This window comes from Nitrobacter sp. MLSD-S21 (genome assembly GCF_058809865.1).
This window is the reverse complement of sequence record NZ_JBXASZ010000003.1, coordinates 395896-416464: the sequence shown is the minus strand read 5'-3', so window position 1 is coordinate 416464 and position 20569 is coordinate 395896. Positions and strand designations below refer to the sequence as shown.

General features: G+C 61.3%; 17 protein-coding genes. 7 read left to right on the top strand and 10 right to left on the bottom strand.

Annotation, left to right across the window (positions count from 1 at the left end; all coding sequences use genetic code 11):
- The first annotated feature begins 158 nt into the window (after positions 1-158).
- Both AC1RT6_RS11945 and AC1RT6_RS11940 read left to right on the top strand, forming a co-directional pair.
- Positions 159-2330 carry an anthranilate synthase component I gene (locus tag AC1RT6_RS11945; RefSeq protein WP_079447623.1) on the top strand — a complete coding sequence of 724 codons (2172 nt, stop codon included), beginning with the start codon at positions 159-161 and terminating at the stop codon, positions 2328-2330.
- A gap of 159 nt (positions 2331-2489) precedes the next feature.
- Positions 2490-3029 (top strand): adenine phosphoribosyltransferase, encoded by a 540-nt coding sequence (locus AC1RT6_RS11940; RefSeq protein WP_079447622.1) that lies wholly within the window; start codon positions 2490-2492, stop codon positions 3027-3029.
- A gap of 30 nt (positions 3030-3059) precedes the next feature.
- Here AC1RT6_RS11940 and AC1RT6_RS11935 read toward each other — a convergent pair whose 3' ends face one another.
- The 4 genes from AC1RT6_RS11935 to AC1RT6_RS11920 form a co-directional block, all read right to left on the bottom strand.
- On the bottom strand, positions 3060-3728 hold the full coding sequence (locus tag AC1RT6_RS11935; RefSeq protein ID WP_079447621.1) for a hypothetical protein: 669 nt from the start codon (positions 3726-3728) through the stop codon (positions 3060-3062).
- Positions 3729-3960: 232 nt separating this feature from the next.
- Positions 3961-4719: a P-loop NTPase family protein gene (locus AC1RT6_RS11930; RefSeq protein WP_079447620.1), complete on the bottom strand. Its 759-nt coding sequence runs from the start codon at positions 4717-4719 to the stop codon at positions 3961-3963.
- A 315-nt stretch (positions 4720-5034) separates the two neighbouring features.
- The gene (locus AC1RT6_RS11925) at positions 5035-6147 is read right to left on the bottom strand and encodes a M48 family metallopeptidase (RefSeq protein WP_079447619.1); all 1113 of its coding nucleotides are present in this window, start codon (positions 6145-6147) and stop codon (positions 5035-5037) included.
- Positions 6148-6357: 210 nt separating this feature from the next.
- Positions 6358-6918, bottom strand: coding sequence for a LemA family protein (locus AC1RT6_RS11920; RefSeq protein WP_079447618.1), 561 nt, complete (start codon positions 6916-6918; stop codon positions 6358-6360).
- Positions 6919-7182: 264 nt separating this feature from the next.
- Here AC1RT6_RS11920 and AC1RT6_RS11915 point away from each other — a divergent pair, with 264 nt between their 5' ends.
- Positions 7183-7536: a YbaN family protein gene (locus tag AC1RT6_RS11915; protein WP_173816017.1), complete on the top strand. Its 354-nt coding sequence runs from the start codon at positions 7183-7185 to the stop codon at positions 7534-7536.
- Positions 7537-7547: 11 nt separating this feature from the next.
- Here the strand turns inward: AC1RT6_RS11915 and AC1RT6_RS11910 are convergent, their stop codons facing one another.
- The 4 genes from AC1RT6_RS11910 to AC1RT6_RS11895 form a co-directional block, all read right to left on the bottom strand.
- A complete protein-coding gene (locus AC1RT6_RS11910; RefSeq protein WP_079447617.1) occupies positions 7548-8591 on the bottom strand; it encodes a small ribosomal subunit Rsm22 family protein in 1044 nt (347 codons plus the stop codon).
- A gap of 42 nt (positions 8592-8633) precedes the next feature.
- Positions 8634-12140, bottom strand: coding sequence for a chromosome segregation protein SMC (gene smc / locus AC1RT6_RS11905; RefSeq protein WP_079447616.1), 3507 nt, complete (start codon positions 12138-12140; stop codon positions 8634-8636).
- Positions 12141-12445: 305 nt separating this feature from the next.
- Positions 12446-13108 carry a DsbA family protein gene (locus AC1RT6_RS11900; RefSeq protein WP_079447615.1) on the bottom strand — a complete coding sequence of 221 codons (663 nt, stop codon included), beginning with the start codon at positions 13106-13108 and terminating at the stop codon, positions 12446-12448.
- A 104-nt stretch (positions 13109-13212) separates the two neighbouring features.
- A complete protein-coding gene (locus tag AC1RT6_RS11895) occupies positions 13213-13692 on the bottom strand; it encodes a DUF721 domain-containing protein (protein ID WP_079447614.1) in 480 nt (159 codons plus the stop codon).
- Positions 13693-13861: 169 nt separating this feature from the next.
- On the opposite strand from AC1RT6_RS11895, the gene AC1RT6_RS11890 reads away from it, so the two are divergent.
- A complete protein-coding gene (locus AC1RT6_RS11890) occupies positions 13862-15085 on the top strand; it encodes an A/G-specific adenine glycosylase (RefSeq protein ID WP_079447613.1) in 1224 nt (407 codons plus the stop codon).
- A gap of 34 nt (positions 15086-15119) precedes the next feature.
- Here the strand turns inward: AC1RT6_RS11890 and AC1RT6_RS11885 are convergent, their stop codons facing one another.
- Complete coding sequence (locus tag AC1RT6_RS11885) at positions 15120-15806, bottom strand: glutathione S-transferase family protein (protein ID WP_079447707.1); 687 nt, start codon at positions 15804-15806, stop codon at positions 15120-15122.
- A 153-nt stretch (positions 15807-15959) separates the two neighbouring features.
- Complete coding sequence (locus AC1RT6_RS11880) at positions 15960-17093, bottom strand: site-specific DNA-methyltransferase (RefSeq protein ID WP_079447612.1); 1134 nt, start codon at positions 17091-17093, stop codon at positions 15960-15962.
- Positions 17094-17632: 539 nt separating this feature from the next.
- On the opposite strand from AC1RT6_RS11880, the gene ypfJ reads away from it, so the two are divergent.
- From ypfJ to AC1RT6_RS11865, 3 genes are all read left to right on the top strand, one after another.
- On the top strand, positions 17633-18556 hold the full coding sequence (gene ypfJ, locus AC1RT6_RS11875; protein WP_079447611.1) for a KPN_02809 family neutral zinc metallopeptidase: 924 nt from the start codon (positions 17633-17635) through the stop codon (positions 18554-18556).
- A 192-nt stretch (positions 18557-18748) separates the two neighbouring features.
- On the top strand, positions 18749-19312 hold the full coding sequence (moaB, locus tag AC1RT6_RS11870; protein WP_079447610.1) for a molybdenum cofactor biosynthesis protein B: 564 nt from the start codon (positions 18749-18751) through the stop codon (positions 19310-19312).
- A 66-nt stretch (positions 19313-19378) separates the two neighbouring features.
- Positions 19379-20539, top strand: a complete 1161-nt coding sequence (locus AC1RT6_RS11865) for a PA0069 family radical SAM protein (protein ID WP_079447609.1) — start codon at positions 19379-19381, stop codon at positions 20537-20539.
- The last annotated feature ends 30 nt before the right edge of the window (positions 20540-20569 follow it).

The window sequence follows — 20569 nt, the reverse complement described above, 5'->3', positions numbered from 1 at the left end:
CCTGCCATCCGCCCGTTCCGTCTCTGGTGGGCCACCTTCTGAAGGTGGCCGGTGCGATTTTGCTTCAATTCTAATCGTCGAAGGCCGTCATGCAGAGCGACGGCCTTTTTTGTTTGTCCTGTGTGGCGCACTCTTCGCAAGTCTCGTAAGAGGACTGCATGAACAGGACCGTCTTTTCCCTTCCCGCGCAAAGCGAGTACCTGACCGCCAGCGGTCTCTCGATCAGCCGTTCGATCGAACACTTTACCGGCGGCAGCAGGCTCGACGACCTGATCGGTCTGCTCGATAGCCGTCGCGGCGTGGTGCTGTCGTCTGGTACGACGGTGCCGGGCCGTTATGAGAGTTTCGACCTTGGCTTTGCCGATCCGCCGCTCAAGATCGAAACCACAGGATTCAATTTTGTCATCGAAGCCACCAATGTTCGCGGCGAGGTGCTGATCGCTTTCCTTGGTGAAACACTGAGCGTACCCTGTGCGGTCGTCACCGAAAAGACTGCCTGCCGGATCGCTGGCCATATTGTGCGCGGCGATGCTCCTGTGGAGGAAGATCAACGCACCCGGCGTGCAAGCGTGATGTCGCTGGTGCGGGCGCTGGTGGCGGCTTTCGCGTCGACAGCAGATCCCATGCTCGGGCTGTACGGCGCGTTCGCCTATGACCTCGTGTTCCAGATGGAAGATCTGGTGCAGAAACGCGCGCGTGAAAGCGATCAGCGCGACATCGTGCTATTTATTCCGGACCGCCTGCTCGCTTATGATCGCGCCACTGGCCGCGGCGTCGTACTGTCCTACGATTTCGCATGGAAGGGCCGCTCCACCGAAAAGCATCCGCACGATACGCCTGACAGCCTTTATGCGAGAACACCGCGCCAGGGTTTTACCGATCACGCCCCGGGTGAATATCAGGCCACGGTGGAAACCGCGCGCGCCGCGTTTGCGCGTGGCGACCTGTTCGAGGCGGTGCCCGGACAGTTGTTCGCCGAACCCTGCGAGCGCTCACCGGCCGAAGTGTTTCAGCGGCTGTGCCGGATCAACCCGTCGCCCTATGGCGGATTGGTCAATCTCGGAGACGGTGAGTTTCTAGTCTCTGCCTCGCCGGAAATGTTCGTGCGCAGCGACGGCCGCCGCATCGAGACCTGCCCGATTTCCGGGACCATCGCGCGCGGCGCCGATGCCATCGGCGATGCCGAGCAGATCCGCGAGTTGCTCAACTCGGAGAAGGACGAGTTCGAGCTCAACATGTGCACCGACGTCGATCGCAACGACAAGGCGCGCATCTGCATGCCGGGAACGATCAAGGTGCTCGCGCGCCGCCAGATCGAGACCTATTCAAAGCTGTTTCATACTGTCGATCACGTCGAAGGCATTTTGCGGCCCGGCTTCGATGCGCTCGATGGGTTCCTCACCCACGCATGGGCGGTGACGGTGACGGGTGCGCCGAAGAAGTGGGCGATCCAGTTCGTTGAGGACAACGAACGCTCGCCGCGGCGCTGGTACGCCGGCGCATTCGGTGTCGTCGGCTTCGATGGCTCGATCAACACCGGCCTGACCATCCGCACCATCCGCATGAAAGACGGCCTCGCGGAAGTGCGCGTCGGCGCGACCTGCTTGTTCGACAGCAAGCCGGAGCTTGAAGACCGCGAGTGCCAGACCAAGGCGGCGGCGCTATTCCAGGCGCTACGCGGCGACGCGCCAAAGCCGCTTTCGGCGGTGGCGCCGGACGCAACCGGCTCCGGAAAACGCGTGTTGCTGATCGACCACGACGACAGTTTCGTGCACATGCTGGCGGATTACTTCCGGCAGGTCGGCGCGCGCGTCAGCGTCGTGCGCTATGTCCACGCGCAGGATATGCTCGACAAGCAAAGCTATGACCTGCTGGTGCTGTCACCCGGACCCGGCCGGCCTGAGGATTTCGGCATGGCCCGAACCATCGGTACGGCGCTGGAGAAGAACCTGCCGGTGTTCGGCGTCTGTCTCGGCTTGCAGGGGATTGGTGAATATTTTGGCGGCCGTCTCGGCCAGCTGGCGCAGCCGGCGCATGGGAGACCATCGCGCGTGCAGAGTCGTGGCGGACGGCTGATGTGCAACCTGCCAAACGAGATCGTGATCGGCCGTTATCACTCGCTCTATGTCGAACGCGACCGTTTGCCCGACGTGCTGGAGGTGACGGCGACCACCGACGACGGGGTGCCGATGGCGATCGAGCACAAATCGCTACCGGTCGGCGGCGTGCAATTCCATCCCGAATCGCTGATGTCGCTTGGCGGCGAGGTTGGCTTGCGGATCGTGGAGAACGCGTTCCGGATGGGGAGGGCGCGAAGCGCAACGACGTGAAAGAGCCCCATGAGCGGGCTTGACCCCTGCAACTGTCATCCTCAAAAGGATGGATTGCCGGATCATAGGCGAGCGAAGCGACGCCGTTCTTCGAACGGCTATGCTCAGGAATGACGAAGGCAAAGCGCCGCTCCAAATTTGTTCTGCGAAAGAGATTCGATGACCTTCGAAGATGATCTGCAGGCCTCCGTTCGTACCATTCCGGATTACCCCAAGCCGGGGGTCATGTTTCGGGACATCACCACGCTCCTCGGCGATGCGCGCGCGTTCCGCCGCGCCGTCGATCAGCTCGTGCATCCGTGGGCCGGATCGAAGATCGACAAGGTCGCCGGCATCGAGGCGCGGGGCTTTATCCTCGGTGGCGCGGTGGCGCATCAGGTGTCCGCAGGCTTTGTGCCGATCCGCAAGAAGGGCAAGCTGCCGCACCAGACCGTACGGATAGCCTATGCGCTCGAATACGGCATGGACGAAATGGAAATGCACGTCGACGCCATTGCCAGCGGCGAGCGCGTCATTTTGGTGGATGATCTGATCGCCACCGGCGGCACAGCCGAGGGCGCGGTGAAGCTGTTGCGCCAGATCGGCGCTGACGTCGTTGCTGCCTGCTTTATCATCGATCTGCCGGATCTCGGCGGCGCGGCCAAGTTACGCGCGATGGATGTCCCCGTGCGGACGCTGATGGCGTTCGGCGGACATTGAGCCCTCCTTCGAGGGGGAAGGAAATGAATCTCATCCCCCCTGTTGCATCAGTTGTCGTTCGATCTCACGAAAGCCGAAATAGTTGTTGCGGATCCACTGGTGGAGCTCGGTTGAAGAATCTGTCTCCGTTCGCAGATATTCGGTGAACGAGAAGGTCAGCCGGTCGATATAGGTCTTGAGAAACGCGGGAAGTTCTGCGATGCGCATCACCCGATTGTGCATGAAAGCTTCGGGCAGCCTTCCGCGCATAACGAATTCATTTTCGACCGTAACGATAGCGTTGGGCGGCAGCGTTGCCCGTAGGGTCTGATAGCCGCGTGCGGAAACACGATCGCTATCGGCGATGAATAGGACAACCGGCGCCACCTCGCTCCGCGCGGATTCCTTGACGAAGCCGATCTCCTCGATCATCCCGAAAAATTCGTCGAAGGAGGGGTAACCAAGGTCGATCACCTTGGCGAGACCGTCATTGATGATCAACTGGTCCATCAGCGCCATCTTGCCGAACGTGTCATCAATTTCTGCGGTCTCTGTGAGACGCGGCAGATAGTCGACCAGAGACGGCTCCTTCAGGTTGACGTCAAAGGCGAGGACATCGCCTCGCTGCAAACGAAGAAACTCGCTGAGCTGCCGCGCTATCAGCGTCTTGCCGACCTGCGGACGTGGCGAACAGATAATGTAGACAGGAGTGCGAGGCATAGGAGCTACATCGGAGCGACGATCCCGATCTAGCAGGACGCCGACAAACTCTCCACCGACATTCTTGATGCGCCACTGCGCAAATGAGGACGCGGCTTGGTCGCGATCAGGATTTTCAAGCTAAGCGGCAGTCGAGTTGACCCGTTGTGCAGATGCACAGCCGAGGTCTGCGCTGCCGTTGTAAACGCAAGTCCTTATCAACTGATAAGTTCCGGAACGACGGAAAGATCAGTTACTTGTTCGATGCGCGGGAACCGCTCTTCTCCTTTGAGGCGACGATGTCGGTGAGCTTGATGCGGTCGTATTCGCTCCACACATTGGCGAGCCAGTGGCGAACATAGCCGCGCAGAACGAACGAGTAGTTCGCGGCTTCGTTCTTCGGTCCCTTATTGGCTACGAACCTCAGGAAGGGCACTGATGACACCTCGACCTGCTCGTACGCCATCTCGTTGAGCTTCGGGATGGTGATTTCGGTCGCATCCTTGATCTTGCGGAAGTAGGCGTTGTAGGTCGCCTGGTCCCACTCGAAGAAGCTCGTGTTGTTGATGAAGTTCTTCACCAGAAAATATTTGGCGCCGGACATGAATCTGGCAGTTTCCGCGATCTCATCCAGGGAGGCGATGGAGGGGCCAAGAATGTGGAATACCGCGAAGGTAATCTGCCCCGTTTTCGCCGCGTCGAGAAAACCGATATCGCGAAGCGAGGCCAGAGCCGAAGACATGAGTCCGGCACGGACGTCAATCACGGTGACGCTAGCCTTGGCCGTGTTGAGCGTATCGAAGATCTTCATCTGATCCGCGGTCGACGTCATGTCGACGATCTCAGTGACATCTGGATGAAAACGCCTCAGCGTGCCACGAGGCGATTCTGTGTCGAAGGCCCTGGTCGGTACGTTGTTGGCGCTGAAATAGTCGAGAATGGTGCGGGAAACGGTCGTTTTGCCAACGCCGCCTTTGTCCGCGCCAACCACAATCACTGCCGGCTTCGCCATGAGACCCCTTTGAGCAAGCTGAAATCGGCGACCGCGGATGGTCGCGCGGCCGAGCTGTCCCCCCCAGTCGTTGCTTGGAGCGGGACCATGGCAGAAACGAGGGAGAATTCAATTCGATATGTCAAATCTGGCAAAATTCGTTGAGCCGTTGAGCATTCGTGGCGGCTATATTTGCGTTTTCGAGCGAAGTGGATACCGGTTCGCGTGGAGAAAACGCGTCAAATCCAAAAGCCCCACTTCTGCTTCCATCAGAAGCGGAAAGCCTCGAGTATGCCTGCGAGCCTGAAACAGGCTTAGGAAGCGGCAAAATAAAGGTCAGGAGCGATGGCTCGGTGGGCCGGGAACGGGCGGTGCCGGCTCGCTCCAGGGTCCCGGCGGAAGCCCGGGCAATTTCTGATCGGTCGCGGCGCGCTCGGTATGCAACCGCATCGGTCCGGGATCGTGGCCGCCGGCATATGTCACCAGCGCGCGCACCCGCGTTTCGATGGAAGGATGGGTTGCAAAAAGGTCGGCGAAACCTTGGCGCGGGTTGTCGACACACATTTCCATCACGGCCGAGGTTGCGCCCGGCAGTTCGCCACGGTTCTCGATCTTGCGCAACGCCGAGATCATGGCGTCGGGATCCTTGGTCAATTCGACGGAGCCGGCATCAGCCATCAGTTCGCGCGAGCGCGACAACGCCATCCGTATCGCTTGCGATAAAAACCAGGAGAGCGCGATCAGCACCATCGCCAGGATCACGGCGATGACGGCGCCGCCGCCTTTGCCGTCGCCGTTGCGGGAGGAGGATGAGCGCGACGAACCGCCGCCGATCCGCGCGCCGCTGTTGAAGAAGATGCGGAAGCACAATTCCGCGACGAAGCCGACCACGCCCGCGATGATGACAGCGACCACCATCAACTGAACGTCGCCGTTGCGAATGTGGGTCAGTTCGTGACCGAGCACCGCTTCCATCTCCCGATCGTTAAGCTGGTTCATCAGGCCGGTGGTGACGGTAATCGCATATTGACGGCGGTTGAGTCCGGTGGCGAAAGCGTTGATCGCGTCGGTATCGATCACCTTCAGCTTCGGCATCGGGATGCCGCGGGAGATGCAAAGGTTTTCCAGCAAGTTGTAGAGCTGCGGTTGTTCCTTGCGGGTGACATCATGGCCGCCGGTGACCGCATCAATGATCGACTGATGGAAGAAATAGGCGATCACAATCCACAGCGCCGAACCTGCTGTTGCCCAGGGGAGGACGGCGATCAGGTCATGCCAGGCGATGGTGATGTAGAACGCCGCCGGGTAGTCTGCGCCGCGCCGAAACACTTCGGCAATCAGCGCGCCGGCGAACACCATTACATAAATCAGGACGAACAGCCCGGCGAGCAAAAACATCGAACGAATCTTGTTCGACGCGATGTGTGTGTAGAGACCGTAAGCTGCCATTAGGCGAATCCGTTTGCAGCGCTTGTCGCGCAGACGATCCGTTTCCTTCCCTCGGATGGCAGTGGGTGAAGGACGGAGAGGGGGATGCAACAAAATCGGAAAGGGATCGAGCCAACGACAAAATCGATCCCGGTGGTTGGATAGCCCTCTCCATCTCCGAAGAACGGAAAGGAGAGTCCGTTCTGCCCGCTTCGATCCATTGCAAAAGCCTCAGAATTTCACCTGAGGCGTCTGTTCTACGGTCGCGCGGCTGGCACCGAGATCAAAAAACTCCTTGTGCGTGAAGCCAAACGTGCCCGCGAACAACGCTGCCGGCAGTTGCTGGATAGCGGTGTTGTATTCCTGAACAGCGTTGTTGAAGAAACGACGGCTTGCGGCGACCTTATTTTCAATGTCGGACAGTTCGCCGGCAAGCTGTTGGAAATTGGCATTGGCCTTGAGATCCGGATAAGCCTCCGACAACGCGATGAGCCGGCCAAGCGCACCGCTCAACTGGTTTTCGGCGGCGCCGACCTGCGCCGGCCCCTGCGCCGACATCGCGACGTTGCGAGCCTTGATGACGTCATCCAGTGTCCCGCGCTCATGCGCGGCATAGCCTTTCACGGTTTCGACAAGGTTCGGGATCAGGTCGTGACGCTGCTTGAGCTGCACATCGATATCGGCGAAGGCCTGACTGACGCGCTGGCTGAGTGCGACCAGCCGGTTATAGGCGACAAGCGCGAACACAGCGACGGCGACGATGACGCCGAGAACAATCAAGCCTGTCGACATGAGAAAAGCTCCTGATGAGAGGACGCGAACGCGGTCACCGTAGACGATATTCCGCGCGAACGGCAGGTTCCGCCGGGAGACGGCGCCCTTTGGTCGGGAAAACTCTTAGAAAAGTTCAAGTTGTTCGGTATTTTGTTCTGTGTGAAGCAGATGTAGGGTGTGGATGTGGTGGATCAGGATGGCGAGCGCATGATCGTGGACGAGCAATCTTTCGGCGCGGGCGTGGCTAGTGCCGTCGATCCGCGCACTAGCACGTCGCGAATGATGCGCGGCATTTTTCTGGTGCTGGGTATCTGTTTCGTCGCGCTCGGCTTTATCGGCGCGTTCCTGCCGGTGCTGCCGACGACGCCGTTTCTGATTTTGGCCGCCGCCTGTTTCGCCCGCTCTTCTCCCCGCCTTGAAAACTGGCTGTTGCAGCACCCGCGTTTTGGCTCGCTGCTACGTGGCTGGCGCGAGCGCGGCGCAATCCCTGTAAAGGCCAAGCTGATGGCGCTTGGCGGCATGGCGATCGGCTTTGCGGGATTCTGGTTCGGCAGCCATCCCGGCCCTTGGCTCACGGCGGCGGTGGTGCTTCTGATGCTGAGCGGGCTGATCTACGTCTTCTCGCGGCCGTCCTAATTTTCAAATAATCACGTCTCGGTCAGGTTGACGACGTCGCCCCAGCCGACGCGGCGCACACGGGAATAGCTGGCCTTGTCACGACGAGGAAATGTCGCGACGCCGGCGCTCCCATCGGGCTGACACAGCTTGATCCGCATTGCGGCCTTGGTGACGAGCGGCGGCGCCAGAACCCGTGCCGGACGTTGTCGGGCGGGCGTTCGGGCCAACGCGACATAGCTGAATTTTTCGTCCTCGAAAGGAAGCTCCACGCCCTTGATCTGCTTATGCGCGCGGGACCGCGGTAGCCGCTGCACGAAATGGCACCAGTCCGCCACAGCTTTTTGTTTTGATGCATTGTCTTCACGCGAAATGCCTGCCTCGCCTGACAACAACATGAGCGGACACTCGCCGTCATGCGGGCAGGGAGCGATGACATGCGCGCCGCGCGCGACCAGCTGGCGCCGCAGATCGAGGATTCGCTGGTAGCCGGCGGGCGTGCCGGGTTCGACGACCAGCAGCGTGTCGCGCGTCGCCGCCCACATCAAATCAGCGAGCGCGGCTTGCCGATCGGCGCTGAGTTCGCCGATGACATAGCTCGCGAGCACAAGATCGGCGCTCTCGGCTGCATTGTGAAGCCCGGCTGACGCGTCGTGTTGCACATAGCTGAGGCCGTTCAGTCGCACCGCATCGGCAGCGAGGTCCAGTGCGAGCGACCGCAGCGCCGGATTGGCGTCGATCGCCGAGAATGCGTCGAGGGAATCAAATGCCTGCGCAGCAGCCCATGTCGCCGTTCCGGGGCCGGCTCCGACATCGAGCAGGCTGATCGGTGTGAACTGTGGACGTATCTCGCGAAGCGCATTGAGGCTGGCCACCACGGCCGCATAGGTCGCGGGCATTCGCGCCAGCGCATAGGCTAGTGCGTCAGTTTCGTCCCGGATCGTGCTTGAACCGCCGCCGCTCCGATACGTTTGCGATATCGCGGCCGCGCGAGCTGCGGCATCGCTGCGGGTCAGGCCCTGCGCTTTCCGTTGTAAGGCAGCCTTCAGTTCGGCAGGAAGATCGGGCGGGATCATGGTGGTCTTTGTTCCCTCTCCCGCGACGGGAGAAGGAAGAGGTCACGCGACGTTCTGGTCGAGAATTTTCACCGCGTTTTCAAGATCGACCGACACCAGTTGCGAGACGCCACGCTCGGCCATGGTGACGCCGAACAGCCTGTTCATCCGCGCCATGGTGATCGGATTGTGGGTGATGATGATGAAGCGCGTCTCCGTGGATGACGTCATCTCGTGCAGGAGATTGCAGAACCGTTCGACGTTGTGGTCGTCGAGCGGCGCGTCGACTTCGTCCAGCACACAGATCGGTGACGGATTGGTGAGGAACACTGCGAAGATCAGCGCCAGTGCTGTCAGCGCCTGTTCACCACCCGAGAGCAGCGACAACGTCTGCGGCTTCTTGCCCGGCGGCTTGGCGATGATCTCGAGGCCGGCCTCAAGGGGATCGTCGCTCTCGATCAGGTGCAGCGCGGCCTCGCCGCCGCCGAACAGATCGATGAACAGCCGCTTGAAATGGGTGTTGACGGTCTCGAACGAGGTCAGAAGCCGCTCCCGCGCCTCGCGGTTGAGGCTCTGGATGCCGGTGCGCAGCTTCTTGATGGCCTCGACGAGGTCGTCGCGCTCGGTAGCGAGCGAGGTATGCTGGGTTTCGACCTCGCGCAATTCCTCCTCGGCGCGCAAGTTGACTGCGCCGAGACGGTCGCGGTCGCGGCGCAGCTTTTCGAGATCCGCCTCGATCTCCGGCAGCGGCGGCAGGTCGACGCCGGACTGAATTTCGGCCAGTGAAGCCACCGCGTCGGGTTCGACCTCGAGCATGTCGCGGATTTCGCGTTCGGTATCCTCGAGCCGCCGCTTGCTTCCGTCCATCCGCTCTTCGGCGCGCGCCGTAGCCTCGCGTGCGCTTGACAGCGACTCAAGCGAGATTTTCGCGGCGCGGTCGGTTTCTGCCATCACGGCTTCGGCGGCGGCGAGGGTATCGGCCGCGTCGCGGCGATCCTTTTGGGCGTGCTCGATCTCGCTGATGATCGCGCTACGCTTCTCTGAAAACAGCGCCGGCGCGTTGTCGAGGTCCGCGCGCTCGGCTCTGACCTCGGTCACGCGCGCTTCGATGGTCGCGATCTGCGACGCCGCACTTTGCTTACGGGTTTGCCATTCGTTACGTTCCGCCGATATCGCCTGCAGGCGGCGATCCGCGAGTTCGGCTTCGCGTGCGAGCGCTTGCGCCTCGGCGCGAACTTGCGCGGCGGCTCGTCGATGGCCGTCGATTTCTGTCCGTACCTCGCCGAGTTTGGTCTCGGTGTCCAGGCTCGGCGGCAATTCGCCGAGTGCGGATGTCGCCGTCTCATGAGCGGCGGCGGCTTCCATGCGGTCGGCAGTCAGGCGATTTTGCGCTTCGGTCAGCGCCGAGCGGCGCGCCGCGTGGCGATTGATCTCGCGCTCGGCGCTTGCATGACGTTCGCGCGCGGCATCGACCTCGCGCTGCGCTGCGCGCCAGGCATTGCGCGCCTCGCTCTCAGCCGATGCGGCGGCGGTGACGGCCTGGCTTGCTGCGGCGACGGCCTGCTGCGCCGTCTCCAGCGCCTGGCGCCGTTCGGAGACCTCGGTGCGTGCGCGCTCGATCTCGCTCTCGATATCGGCCAGCCGCGCGCGCTCGGCGAGGCGGCGCGCCGCGCCGGTCGGTGCATGGGCCGCGGTCACGAAGCCGTCCCAGCGCCAGACGTCGCCTTCGAGCGAGACCAGCCGCTGGCCGGTCTTCAGATGGGCAACCAGTTCCGCACCACGCTCTTTGGCGACGATGCCGATTTGCTTGAGACGCCGGGCCAATTCGGGCGGCGCCTGCACATGGGCCGCAAGCGATTCCACGCCTTCGGGCAGCGCCGGATCGTCCGCCGTGACGGCCACCCCGGTCCAGCGCATCGGCGCGGACTGATCCACTGGTGCGTCGAGGTCGTCGCCAAGCACGGCGCCGATCGCCTTCTCGTAGCCTTTGTCGACATTGATGCCGTCGATGATCGGCGGCCACAGGTTTTTGCTTTCGCCGTTGAGAATCTTGGCGATGGTCTTGGCTTCGGTCTCGAGCCGCTGCGCGCGCTTGTCAGCGTCCTGCAGCGGTCCGCGCGCCGCTTCGACGCCGGAGCGGGCGACCTCGAGCTGGCTGCGTGCGGCGGTATGTTCGGCCTCGCGCTCGCGAGTCAGGGTTTCCGATTGCGTCAGCGCTTCCTGCGCGCCCTGGATCGCCGCGGTGAGGGCATCGAGATCGCCGAACCCGCTGGTCTGCTGCGCCAGCGCTTCGGTCTCGCGCTGCACGTCTGCGATCTGCTGATCGACGCGAGCGAGGCGATCGCGATGGGTCCGCACGTTCGATTCAAGCTGGGTGCGCCTGGCGGTGAGGTCGGCCAGTACCCGTGTCAAATCAGCAAACGTGGCTTCGGCCGCAGCGAGCGTGGTTTCCGCCTGTGCTGCCCGTTCATCGACGCCACTGCGCGTTTCGACACGTGATTTGATTTCGTCCTTCAGCTCGGTGTCCTCGACATCGAGCCGCTGCAAGGCGGCGTCGGCGTCGGATGACTGTCGCTGCTCGCGCTCGACATCGGAAGCAAACTGTATCAGCCGCCGATCGAGTTCGGCGGCGCGCTCCTTCGCGCGTTCCTCTTCGCGGTCCAGCGTCTCGCGCGCATTGGTAAGGCGCTGCAGACCGGCGGCGGCGCGGGCTTCCGCCTCGCGCAGCGCCGGAAGTTCGGCGGCGCGTTCCGCCTGGAGGCGGGCGGCTTCGGCCTGCTCGCGGGTGCGTTCGGCCAACTCGCGGACATTGAGGTCGTGGGTTCTGGCGGCTTCCGCCACCTCGGCCTGAGCTTCGAGCCAGCGCAGGTGGAACAGCATCGCTTCCGCCTTGCGCACTTTCGCGGCGACGTCCCGATAACGGATCGCCTGCCGCGCCTGCTTCTTGAGCCCCTCCATCTGGCCGGCGAGTTGGCCAATCACGTCCTCGACGCGAGTGAGGTTGGTTTCGGCGGCCTTCAGCCGCAACTCGGCCTCGTGACGGCGAGCATGCAAGCCGGCCACGCCGGCGGCGTCTTCCAGCACGCGGCGGCGCTGTTCGGGTTTAGCCTGGATGATCTCGCCGATCTTGCCCTGGTGCACCAGCGCCGGAGAGCGCGCGCCGGTGGCTGCGTCGGCAAACAGAATCTGCACGTCGCGGGCGCGCACGTCCTTACCGTTGATACGGTAGACCGAGCCGGCCTCGCGCTCGATCCGGCGCGAAATCTCTAGCGCTTCGGAATCGTTGAGGGCGGAGGGCGCAGAGTGATCCGAATTGTCGATCGACATCACCACCTCGGCGTGGTTACGCGCCGGACGGTTGCCGCTGCCTGCGAAGATCACCGCGTCCATGTCGGCGGCGCGCAGCGATTTGTACGAGGTCTCGCCCATGGCCCAGCGCAGCGCCTCGACCAGATTGGACTTGCCGCAACCGTTCGGCCCGACCACGCCAGTGAGACCTGGCTCGATCACGAAATCGGTGGGTTCAACGAACGACTTGAAGCCGTGAAGGCGAAGGCGCGTGAGTTTCATGGACACTCTACTGTGCTTGCAAGACGCGAATCAGCCCACAGCCACAATACCACACGTACTGTCAGCAGCCCTGAGTCGCGCGCCTCGCGAGGTTCGACAATGGCGATAGCGACGTACCAGAGCAACCGCGCAGACAAGCTTTTCCAAAGGCTTTTGCAGGGGTTATAGCGTTTTCGAGCGAAGCGGATATCAGTTCGCGTGCAGAAAACGCGTCAGATCAAACCATAAAGTTCCGCTTCTGATTCCCCAGAAGTGGAAAGACCCTGGAACCTCAGCCGATGTCCGCCAACGTTTGTTTGCTACCCTCAGTTTTTCAACAAGGGATCGATCTTCTTCTTGAAGTCCTCGAATGCGATCTCGCCCTTCACCATGTCGCCGTTAATGAAGAACGTCGGTGTCGAATTCACCTTCAAAACCTCATTGGCGTATTTCTGGTCGGCCGCGATCTTGTCGAGCAAGGCCTGATCCTTCAGGCAGCTTTCAACCTCATCTCCCGTAAGTCCGGTCTGCTTGCCGATCAGTTTCAGCGATTCCGTGGTATTTGATCCGGTCCATGTGTCCTGTGACTTGAACAGCGTATCGATCACGGCGAAATATTTTCCCGCGTCGTCCTTGGCGATGCAGCGGGCCAGCATCGCGCCGGCGGCGGCCTTGATGTCGAGCGGAAACTCGCGGAACACATAGCGAATCTTGTTGGTGTCGATATAGTCCGTCTTGATCTTCGGAAACACATCTTCCGCGAACCGCGAGCAATGCGGGCACGTCATCGAGGCATATTCGGTGATAGTGACGACGGCGTCCTTGGGGCCGAGCGCCATGTCCGGCAGCGAAACGGGTTTGGCCACGTCTGTGGCGGTGGCGCTCTGGGCCATGGCCTCACCGATCAGGCGCAATGGCGAAAGACCTACGAAGGCGGCGAGTCCGCCCAATGCGAGGGCGGCATTAACGGCGCGGCGCGTAATGATCAACGGTCTTCTCCCGAAAACGGCGCAAGCGCCCTGACGACAATTGTTCGCTAGCTTGAAACCAGAATTGTGGCAATGGCGCGCTGTCGGTGTGCTCCACCATCGCGTCAATTCCGCTTGATCGAGGCGCCGAGTCGCGCCAGCGCCGTACGCAGATCGTTGTCCTCGATAGAGGACAGCGTTTCCGCCACCTGTGCCACGTCCGTCGCGTCGGGCAGCCGTGAGGCATTCCGCACGGAGTTGCGCGACAAAGGAGCTTGGCGCAAGGCCAGCCGGCCGACCGCGTTCCAGCCGAAGAACCGATTGACCCTTTGCAGAATGACATCGGAGGAATGCTGGATTTCCAGTGCGACAGGACCTTCGACCCGCAATACCAGCGTCGCCGGTTCCTGCTTCTGCCCCTCGATCGGACGAGGCCACTGGATCTTCATCGGTTCGGAATGTGCGGCGATCTCGGGTCCGGCGATTTCCGCCCAGCGGGTCACCAGTTCGCGTGAGGCGAATCCCTGCCGCGCATAGGCATCGGAGAAGACATCACCGAGCAATGCCGACAACGGCTTGGCTGAGATCGGGCCGGGCTTGGACATCACCGCTTTTATAGCATGTTGGTTCTCATTTGGGATGCGGTTGAAAAATATGCCGTCATGGCTAGGCTTGTTCCAGCCATCCGCGTACGGAACGAATAAAGACGTGGATGCCCGCGACAGGCGCGGGCATGACGGTGAGAGAATGTCGTCGAACGCCTCGAGTCGGTAAATGGCGCTATCCGTGGAAAACAACGAGCGAAGGGAAGCTCCTGCGCCAACGGGCCGTCCCACGCGGCTGCTGGCCTGGTACGACCGTAACCGCCGCCGGCTGCCGTGGCGCGCGCTGCCCGGCGAGGCTATCGATCCCTATCGGATCTGGCTGTCCGAGATCATGCTGCAGCAGACGACCGTGAAGGCGGTCGGGCCTTATTTCGAGAAGTTTCTGGCGCGCTGGCCGGACGTTGAGGCGATGGGACGCGCGTCGCTCGACGATATCTTACGGATGTGGGCCGGGCTCGGTTACTATTCGCGCGCGCGCAATCTTCATGCCTGCGCTGTTGCGGTGCTGCGCGATCACGGCGGTCGATTTCCCGATACGGAAGAGGACTTACGGGCGCTGCCGGGGATCGGTCCCTATACCGCGGCGGCGATCGCCGCCATCGCCTTCAATCGCCGCACCATGCCGGTCGACGGCAATATCGAACGGGTTGTGACACGGCTGTTCGCTGTGGACGAGCCGTTGCCGAAGGCGAAGCGGCGCATTCAAACACTTGCCGCGACGTTGCTCGGACCCTCGCGAGTCGGTCGCGACGGAAAGAACTGCGCTGGTCGCGACATGAAAATACGCGCTGGTCGCGACAGCAAGAGCCGCGCTGGAGATATCGCGCAGGCGCTGATGGATCTTGGCGCCGCCATTTGCACGCCGAAGAAGCCTGCCTGCGTGCTGTGTCCGCTGAACGATGATTGTGCCGCGCGAGCTCGCGGCGATCAGGAGACCTTCCCTCGTAAGGTACCGAAGAAGGCGGGCGAGTTGCGGCGCGGCGCGGCCTTCGTTGTGAGGCGTGGCAACGACGTGCTGGTCCGCACGCGGCCGGCAAAAGGCCTGCTTGGCGGCATGACTGAAGTTCCGACATCGACGTGGCTTGCCGCGCAGGATGATGTGGCTGCTCTGAAGCAGGCGCCATGCTTTGAAAGCGCTCCGCGCTGGCAGCGCAAGGCTGGCACGGTCACGCATGTTTTCACGCATTTTCCGCTGGAGCTTGCGGTTTATACCGCAACCGTTACCGCGCGAACCGCGATGCCTGACGGCATGCGCTGGGTGCCGATCGCGCGACTGAAAGACGAGGCGTTGCCCAATCTGATGCGCAAGGTCATTGCGCATGGCTTGGGTGAGAATAAGGAAATCAGTGTAGCTGCAAACCGCCGCAAGCAACAAAAAGACCCTCCGGCGTGAGCCGAAGGGTCTTTATTCCTCATGAAGCGACGGATCAGGCCACCTTCGTCTTCATGTGGCGATACAGGAAGCCCAAAGCGTCCTCGTCGTTTTCGGTCTTGAAGGTAAACTTGTCCTTCAGCACGCTCGCTCTGGCCGCGGCCGGGCGCGCCGAGACCTCGTCGAGCAGCCGCTTGAAGTTCGGATATTTGGCGACGCTGCTCTCGCCGATAATGCGGGGCGCCATGCGCGCCCAGCCCCAGAACGCCATATCGACGATCGTATATGTGTTTCCGACCATGTAGCGGCTGCCCGCGAGATGATCGTCGAGAACCTTGTAGTGACGATGCGCCTCAAACAGGTAGCGGTTGACCGCATAGTCCATGCCCTTCGGCGCGTAGTCCTTGAAATGCACGGCCTGTCCGGAATACGGCCCGAGGCCGCTCGCGATGAACATCATCCACGACAGCAGTTGCGCGCGATTGGCCGGCGTGTTGTCCGGCATGAACTTGCCCGTCTTTTCGCCGAGGTAAAGAAGGATGGCATTGCTGTCGAATACGACCACGCCGTCGTCGTCGATCGCCGGTACTTTGCCGTTCGGATTCACTTTCAGGAATTCCGGCTTGAACTGGTCGCCCTTGCGGGTGTCGATCGGCACGAGTTCGAAAGGGAGGCCGGCTTCTTCCAGAAATAGCGCAACCTTGTTGGGGTTCGGCGCGCCATTGAAATAGAACTTGAGCATCATAAGCCCCTTTGTTCTTGGCATGAGTTGGGGACGCGGCTGGCTGTCCGCGAGCAGCCATTCCATGCTAGGATTTTTCGATTAAATGCAACCGGGGATTTGGCGCTTACCGCGCGGCTATCCGATGCGTGGATGGAGCGCGTTCGGAACGCCTCAGCCTGCCGCCATCATCTGATTGCGGATTTCAGCGCGCAGCTCATCGATCAGCCGGAGACCTTTGCTGGTTTCGATGTGCCAGAAGGTCCAGCCGTTGCACGCGCCTGCGCCTTGCGCCATCGCTCCGATCCGATGAATCGAGCCGACCTTGTTACCGAGCATGATGGCCCCGTCGGCGCGTACCAGCGCGCCGTGGCGCTTCTTTGCATCGACGAGTTTTGCGCCGGGCGAGATCATGCCGCGCTCGATCAATTCGGAAAAAGCCACGCGCGGTGCCTCGCGCGCCGTCATGAAAGGGGCAAGGGTAGCTTCGGGAAGCGGTTCGATCGCCGCGATGCGTTTCTCGGCGGCGGCCGCGTAGGTTCGGTCGCGTTCGAACCCGATATAGTTGCGGCCGAGACGTCTGGCGACCGCGCCTGTGGTGCCGGTGCCGTTGAACGGATCGATGACGAGATCGCCAGGCTTCGACGACGAGAGCAGCACTCGTGCCAGCAGACCCTCGGGCTTCTGGGTCGGATGAACCTTGCGGCCGTCCTTGTCTTTCAATCGCTCGTTACCGGTGCACAGCGGAATCAGCCAATCCGAGCGCGCCTGCACGTCCTCGTTGGCGGCTTTCAACGCCTCGTAGTTAAACGTGTAGCCTTTGGCGTTCTCGTCGCGCGCAGCCCAGATCATGGTTTCATGGGCGTTGGTGAAGCGGCGGCCGCGGAAATTCGGCATCGGATTGGTCTTGCGCCAGACGATATCGTTCAGCACCCAGAAGCCGAGATCCTGCATGATCGCGCCAACGCGGAAGATATTGTGATATGATCCGATCACCCAGATGGTGGCCGACGGTTTCATGGCGCGGCGGCATGCGAGCAACCAGGCGCGGGTGAAATCGTCGTAAGCAGCGAAAGACGAGAACTTGTCCCAGTCGTTGTTCACTGCATCGACGTGCGATTCGTCGGGACGCTTGAGTTCGCCCTTGAGCTGCAGATTGTAGGGGGGATCCGCAAATACCAGATCGACCGATCCGGATGGAAGCTTCGACATCTCGGCGACACAGTCGCCAACAATGATGCGCGATGCGGGAGAGTCAAATTTGGTGCGGGGCGCCCTTGCAGACGCCCCGCGACGCGACACACCCATGACTCGAATACTCTGACTCAGGCGACGCTGTCGGCGACGCGGGACCAAACAACCGACTGGCGCTACAGTGACTTGCCAAAGTAAAAATCGACTTAATTGTAGAGAGCTTTCGTTCAGCGAAATGCAAGTTTGGCAATGATGCGCGGGTTTCAAAAGCTGGTGCGCGCAACCATTATTTGGTCCGCCCGCGATGGCGGGTCGTGGTTTCATCGTCGGCGCTGATGGAAAGAATTTCGTTTGTGGTATTTTGCAAGCCGCTAGGTCAGTTTTTCTGAACCTGAACCACGCTTAAATTATAGAGCCATTGGTGCCCGCGTGGAATCCGAAGTTCGCATCAGATTATCGTCGCGAACTTCGAATTAGCGGCACTATCTTTTTGATTAGACGCGTTTTCTTCACGCGAACCGGATGTCACTTCGCTCGAAAACGCTATAGGCAATTGTTGCCGGGCAGGCTATTGAATAACGAGATGAAAATTTGAATTGGGCGCCGCCACTTGCGGCTAGGTTAGCGATTGATCGGACACGAGGACGGACCTCATGCGTGATGACGATTTTCGCCAGAGCGACAACATCGACGACCGTCGCGAGGATGGCGGATTCGGCGGAGGAGGCGGTGGATTTGGTCGACGCGGCGGCCTCGGCATCGGCACCATTATCATCCTCGGCCTGGTCGGCTATGCATTCGGCATCGATCCGCGCCTCCTCATCGGAGGTGCGGAGATCCTGACCGGCGGCGGCCAGTCGCCGAGCTATCAGACGGACGACCGCCCGTCACCTGGCAAGTCCGGTGCGCCGACCGACGATATGGGCAAGATGATCTCCGGCGTGTTGGGTGAGATCGACGATCGCTGGCACGAAATCTTTCAGGCCAGCGGGCAAAATTATTCCGGCCCCCGTATCGTGCTGTTCCGCAATGCCACAAATGGCGGTCGCTGCGGTATGGCGCAGTCCGCGATGGGACCGTTCTATTGCCCGCCGGACAAGCAGATCTTCCTCGACACCAATTTCTTCAAACAGGTGGAAACGCGCTTCCGTGGCTGCTCGGGCAGCGCTTGCAGGTTCACCGCTGCTTACATCATTGCGCACGAGGCCGGGCATCACATTCAGAACCTGCTCGGCATTCTCCCGAAGGTGACGCGATTGCAGCAGCAGGCCGGCAGCAAGGCAGAGGCGAACGAACTGCAGGTCAGAGTCGAACTTCAGGCGGATTGCCTTTCCGGCGTTTGGGTCAATCGTGAGGCGAAGAAGCGTCCGAACTTCCTCGAACCGGGCGATATTGACGCTGCGTTGACCACGGCAACGGCGATCGGCGACGATACGTTGCAGCGTCAGGCGACTGGCCGCGTGGTGCCAGACTCGTTCACGCATGGTTCGGCGGCGCAGCGCAAGCGCTGGTTCATGATCGGCTACCAGCAGGGCAGCGTGCAAGCGTGCAACACCTTCGCGACGGACGATTTGTAATGGTGTTGGCAAAGCTCAATTCCTTTTACCTCTCCCCGTGGTTACGGGGGGAGGTTGAGCTTCTCGGTAGCGCAAATGCGCGCCTGAGCAGTTCGGGTGAGGGGATCTTTGCAACGTCGGCAGCCCCTCACCCTAACCCTCTTCCCGCGAGCGGGGAGAGGGAGCGCGCTGAACCTTGATCACGGGACCGCCATGCCGTCCATCGACGAGACAAAGCCCTTCGTCCCCCTTAACATCGCGGTGCTGACCGTCTCTGACACGCGCTCGCTTGAAGAGGACAAGTCGGGTGCGACGCTGTCCGAGCGGCTGACCGTCGCGGGTCACAAGCTCGGCGCGCGCGAGATCGTCATCGACGATGTCGAGGCGATCCGCACCCTGATGAAAAGATGGATTGCTGACCCCGGCATCGACGTCATCATCACCACCGGCGGCACCGGCTTCACGGGGCGCGACGTCACCCCGGAGGCGGTCGAGCCGCTATTCGACAAGCGGATGGACGGCTTTTCGATCGCTTTCCACATGCTGAGTCACGCCAAAATCGGCACCTCGACGATCCAGAGCCGCGCAACCGCCGGCACCGCAGGTTCCACCTTCATCTTCTGCTTGCCGGGATCCCCGGGCGCCTGCCGGGACGGCTGGGACGGTATCCTCGCGCACCAGCTTGATTACCGCACCCGTCCCTGCAACTTCGTCGAGATCATGCCGCGGCTGGATGAACATCTTCGCCGGCCGAAGGCGAAAGGAGCGTCGGCCTGATAGCTGATTGATTGGGGCAGAACATTATGTTCTTGATTTGTTCCGATTTGGTGCTATGTTCTCATTATGAGCAGCGCCTCTCTCGCCCGCAGGTATCCGCCAGTCACGCCGCCCCCCGCATCGGCGGCCGCCTCGCCCTTTGCCGAGATTGAGGTCGCAATCGATCATGAGCGGCGGAGGGGGCGCGGCGCGCAATCCAACGTCAGCGGTCGATACGAGACGGAGGCGCGAACGGCGTTCGACGATGGCTGGCAGAGCCTCGACGATCTGCCGCCGTTCAAAACCACGGTTGCTGTTGACGCCGCGCGGAAAGTCATCACCCGCAACGACTCGCCTGACATCAGTTTCGACCGCTCGATCAACCCTTATCGGGGCTGCGAGCACGGCTGCGTCTATTGTTTCGCAAGGCCGACCCACGCTTATCTTGGCCTGTCGCCGGGGCTGGATTTCGAATCGAAGCTGTTCGCGAAGCCGGACGCACCGGCATTGCTGGAGAAGGAACTGGCCGCGGAGGGCTACGAGCCGAAGATGATCGCGATCGGAACCAACACCGATCCCTATCAGCCGATCGAGCGTGACCGGAAAATCATGCGCGGCATTCTCGAAGTGCTCGAGCGCGCCTCGCATCCGGTCGGTATCGTCACGAAATCGGCGTTGGTGACACGCGACATCGATATCCTTGCGCGAATGGCGAAGCGCAATCTCGCCAAGGTAGCGATTTCCGTGACGTCGCTCGATTCCCGGCTCGCGCGCTCGATGGAGCCGCGGGCATCGACGCCAATGAGGCGACTGGAAGCACTGCGCAAACTGTCGGAAGCGGGCATTCCGACCACGGTGATGGTGGCCCCCGTAATTCCGGCGCTGAATGACTGCGAGATCGAGCGGATTCTCGATGCTGCTGCATATGCCGGCGTCAGGGAAGCCAACTATGTGCTGCTGCGCCTTCCGCGGGAAGTGCGCGACCTGTTCCGCGAATGGCTCATGGCGAGCTATCCGGATCGCTACCGTCATGTGTTCACGCTGATCCGCGATATGCGCAATGGCCGCGATTACGATTCACAATGGGGTACACGGATGAAGGGCGCGGGACCGATCGCTTGGATGATCGGCCGCCGCTTCGAGATCGCTTGCGAGAAACTTGGGCTCAATAAGAAGCGCTCAAAGCTGACGATGGACCATTTCGCCAAGCCGAAATGCAACAGCGGACAGCAGTTGAGCCTGTTCTGAGCAGAGCTGAGGCCGTTGCGGGACGAGCAA

What these genes read in the sequence shown, in the direction of transcription:
- AC1RT6_RS11945 (WP_079447623.1), top strand. Translation starts at nt 159, where the DNA reads ATGAACAGGACCGTCTTTTCCCTTCCCGCGCAAAGCGAGTACCTGACC.
- AC1RT6_RS11940 (WP_079447622.1), top strand. Translation starts at nt 2,490, where the DNA reads ATGACCTTCGAAGATGATCTGCAGGCCTCCGTTCGTACCATTCCGGAT.
- AC1RT6_RS11935 (WP_079447621.1), bottom strand. Translation starts at nt 3,728, where the DNA reads ATGCCTCGCACTCCTGTCTACATTATCTGTTCGCCACGTCCGCAGGTC.
- AC1RT6_RS11930 (WP_079447620.1), bottom strand. Translation starts at nt 4,719, where the DNA reads ATGGCGAAGCCGGCAGTGATTGTGGTTGGCGCGGACAAAGGCGGCGTT.
- AC1RT6_RS11925 (WP_079447619.1), bottom strand. Translation starts at nt 6,147, where the DNA reads ATGGCAGCTTACGGTCTCTACACACACATCGCGTCGAACAAGATTCGT.
- AC1RT6_RS11920 (WP_079447618.1), bottom strand. Translation starts at nt 6,918, where the DNA reads ATGTCGACAGGCTTGATTGTTCTCGGCGTCATCGTCGCCGTCGCTGTG.
- AC1RT6_RS11915 (WP_173816017.1), top strand. Translation starts at nt 7,183, where the DNA reads ATGCGCGGCATTTTTCTGGTGCTGGGTATCTGTTTCGTCGCGCTCGGC.
- AC1RT6_RS11910 (WP_079447617.1), bottom strand. Translation starts at nt 8,591, where the DNA reads ATGATCCCGCCCGATCTTCCTGCCGAACTGAAGGCTGCCTTACAACGG.
- smc (WP_079447616.1), bottom strand. Translation starts at nt 12,140, where the DNA reads ATGAAACTCACGCGCCTTCGCCTTCACGGCTTCAAGTCGTTCGTTGAA.
- AC1RT6_RS11895 (WP_079447614.1), bottom strand. Translation starts at nt 13,692, where the DNA reads ATGTCCAAGCCCGGCCCGATCTCAGCCAAGCCGTTGTCGGCATTGCTC.
- AC1RT6_RS11890 (WP_079447613.1), top strand. Translation starts at nt 13,862, where the DNA reads ATGGCGCTATCCGTGGAAAACAACGAGCGAAGGGAAGCTCCTGCGCCA.
- AC1RT6_RS11885 (WP_079447707.1), bottom strand. Translation starts at nt 15,806, where the DNA reads ATGCTCAAGTTCTATTTCAATGGCGCGCCGAACCCCAACAAGGTTGCG.
- AC1RT6_RS11880 (WP_079447612.1), bottom strand. Translation starts at nt 17,093, where the DNA reads ATGGGTGTGTCGCGTCGCGGGGCGTCTGCAAGGGCGCCCCGCACCAAA.
- ypfJ (WP_079447611.1), top strand. Translation starts at nt 17,633, where the DNA reads ATGCGTGATGACGATTTTCGCCAGAGCGACAACATCGACGACCGTCGC.
- moaB (WP_079447610.1), top strand. Translation starts at nt 18,749, where the DNA reads ATGCCGTCCATCGACGAGACAAAGCCCTTCGTCCCCCTTAACATCGCG.
- AC1RT6_RS11865 (WP_079447609.1), top strand. Translation starts at nt 19,379, where the DNA reads ATGAGCAGCGCCTCTCTCGCCCGCAGGTATCCGCCAGTCACGCCGCCC.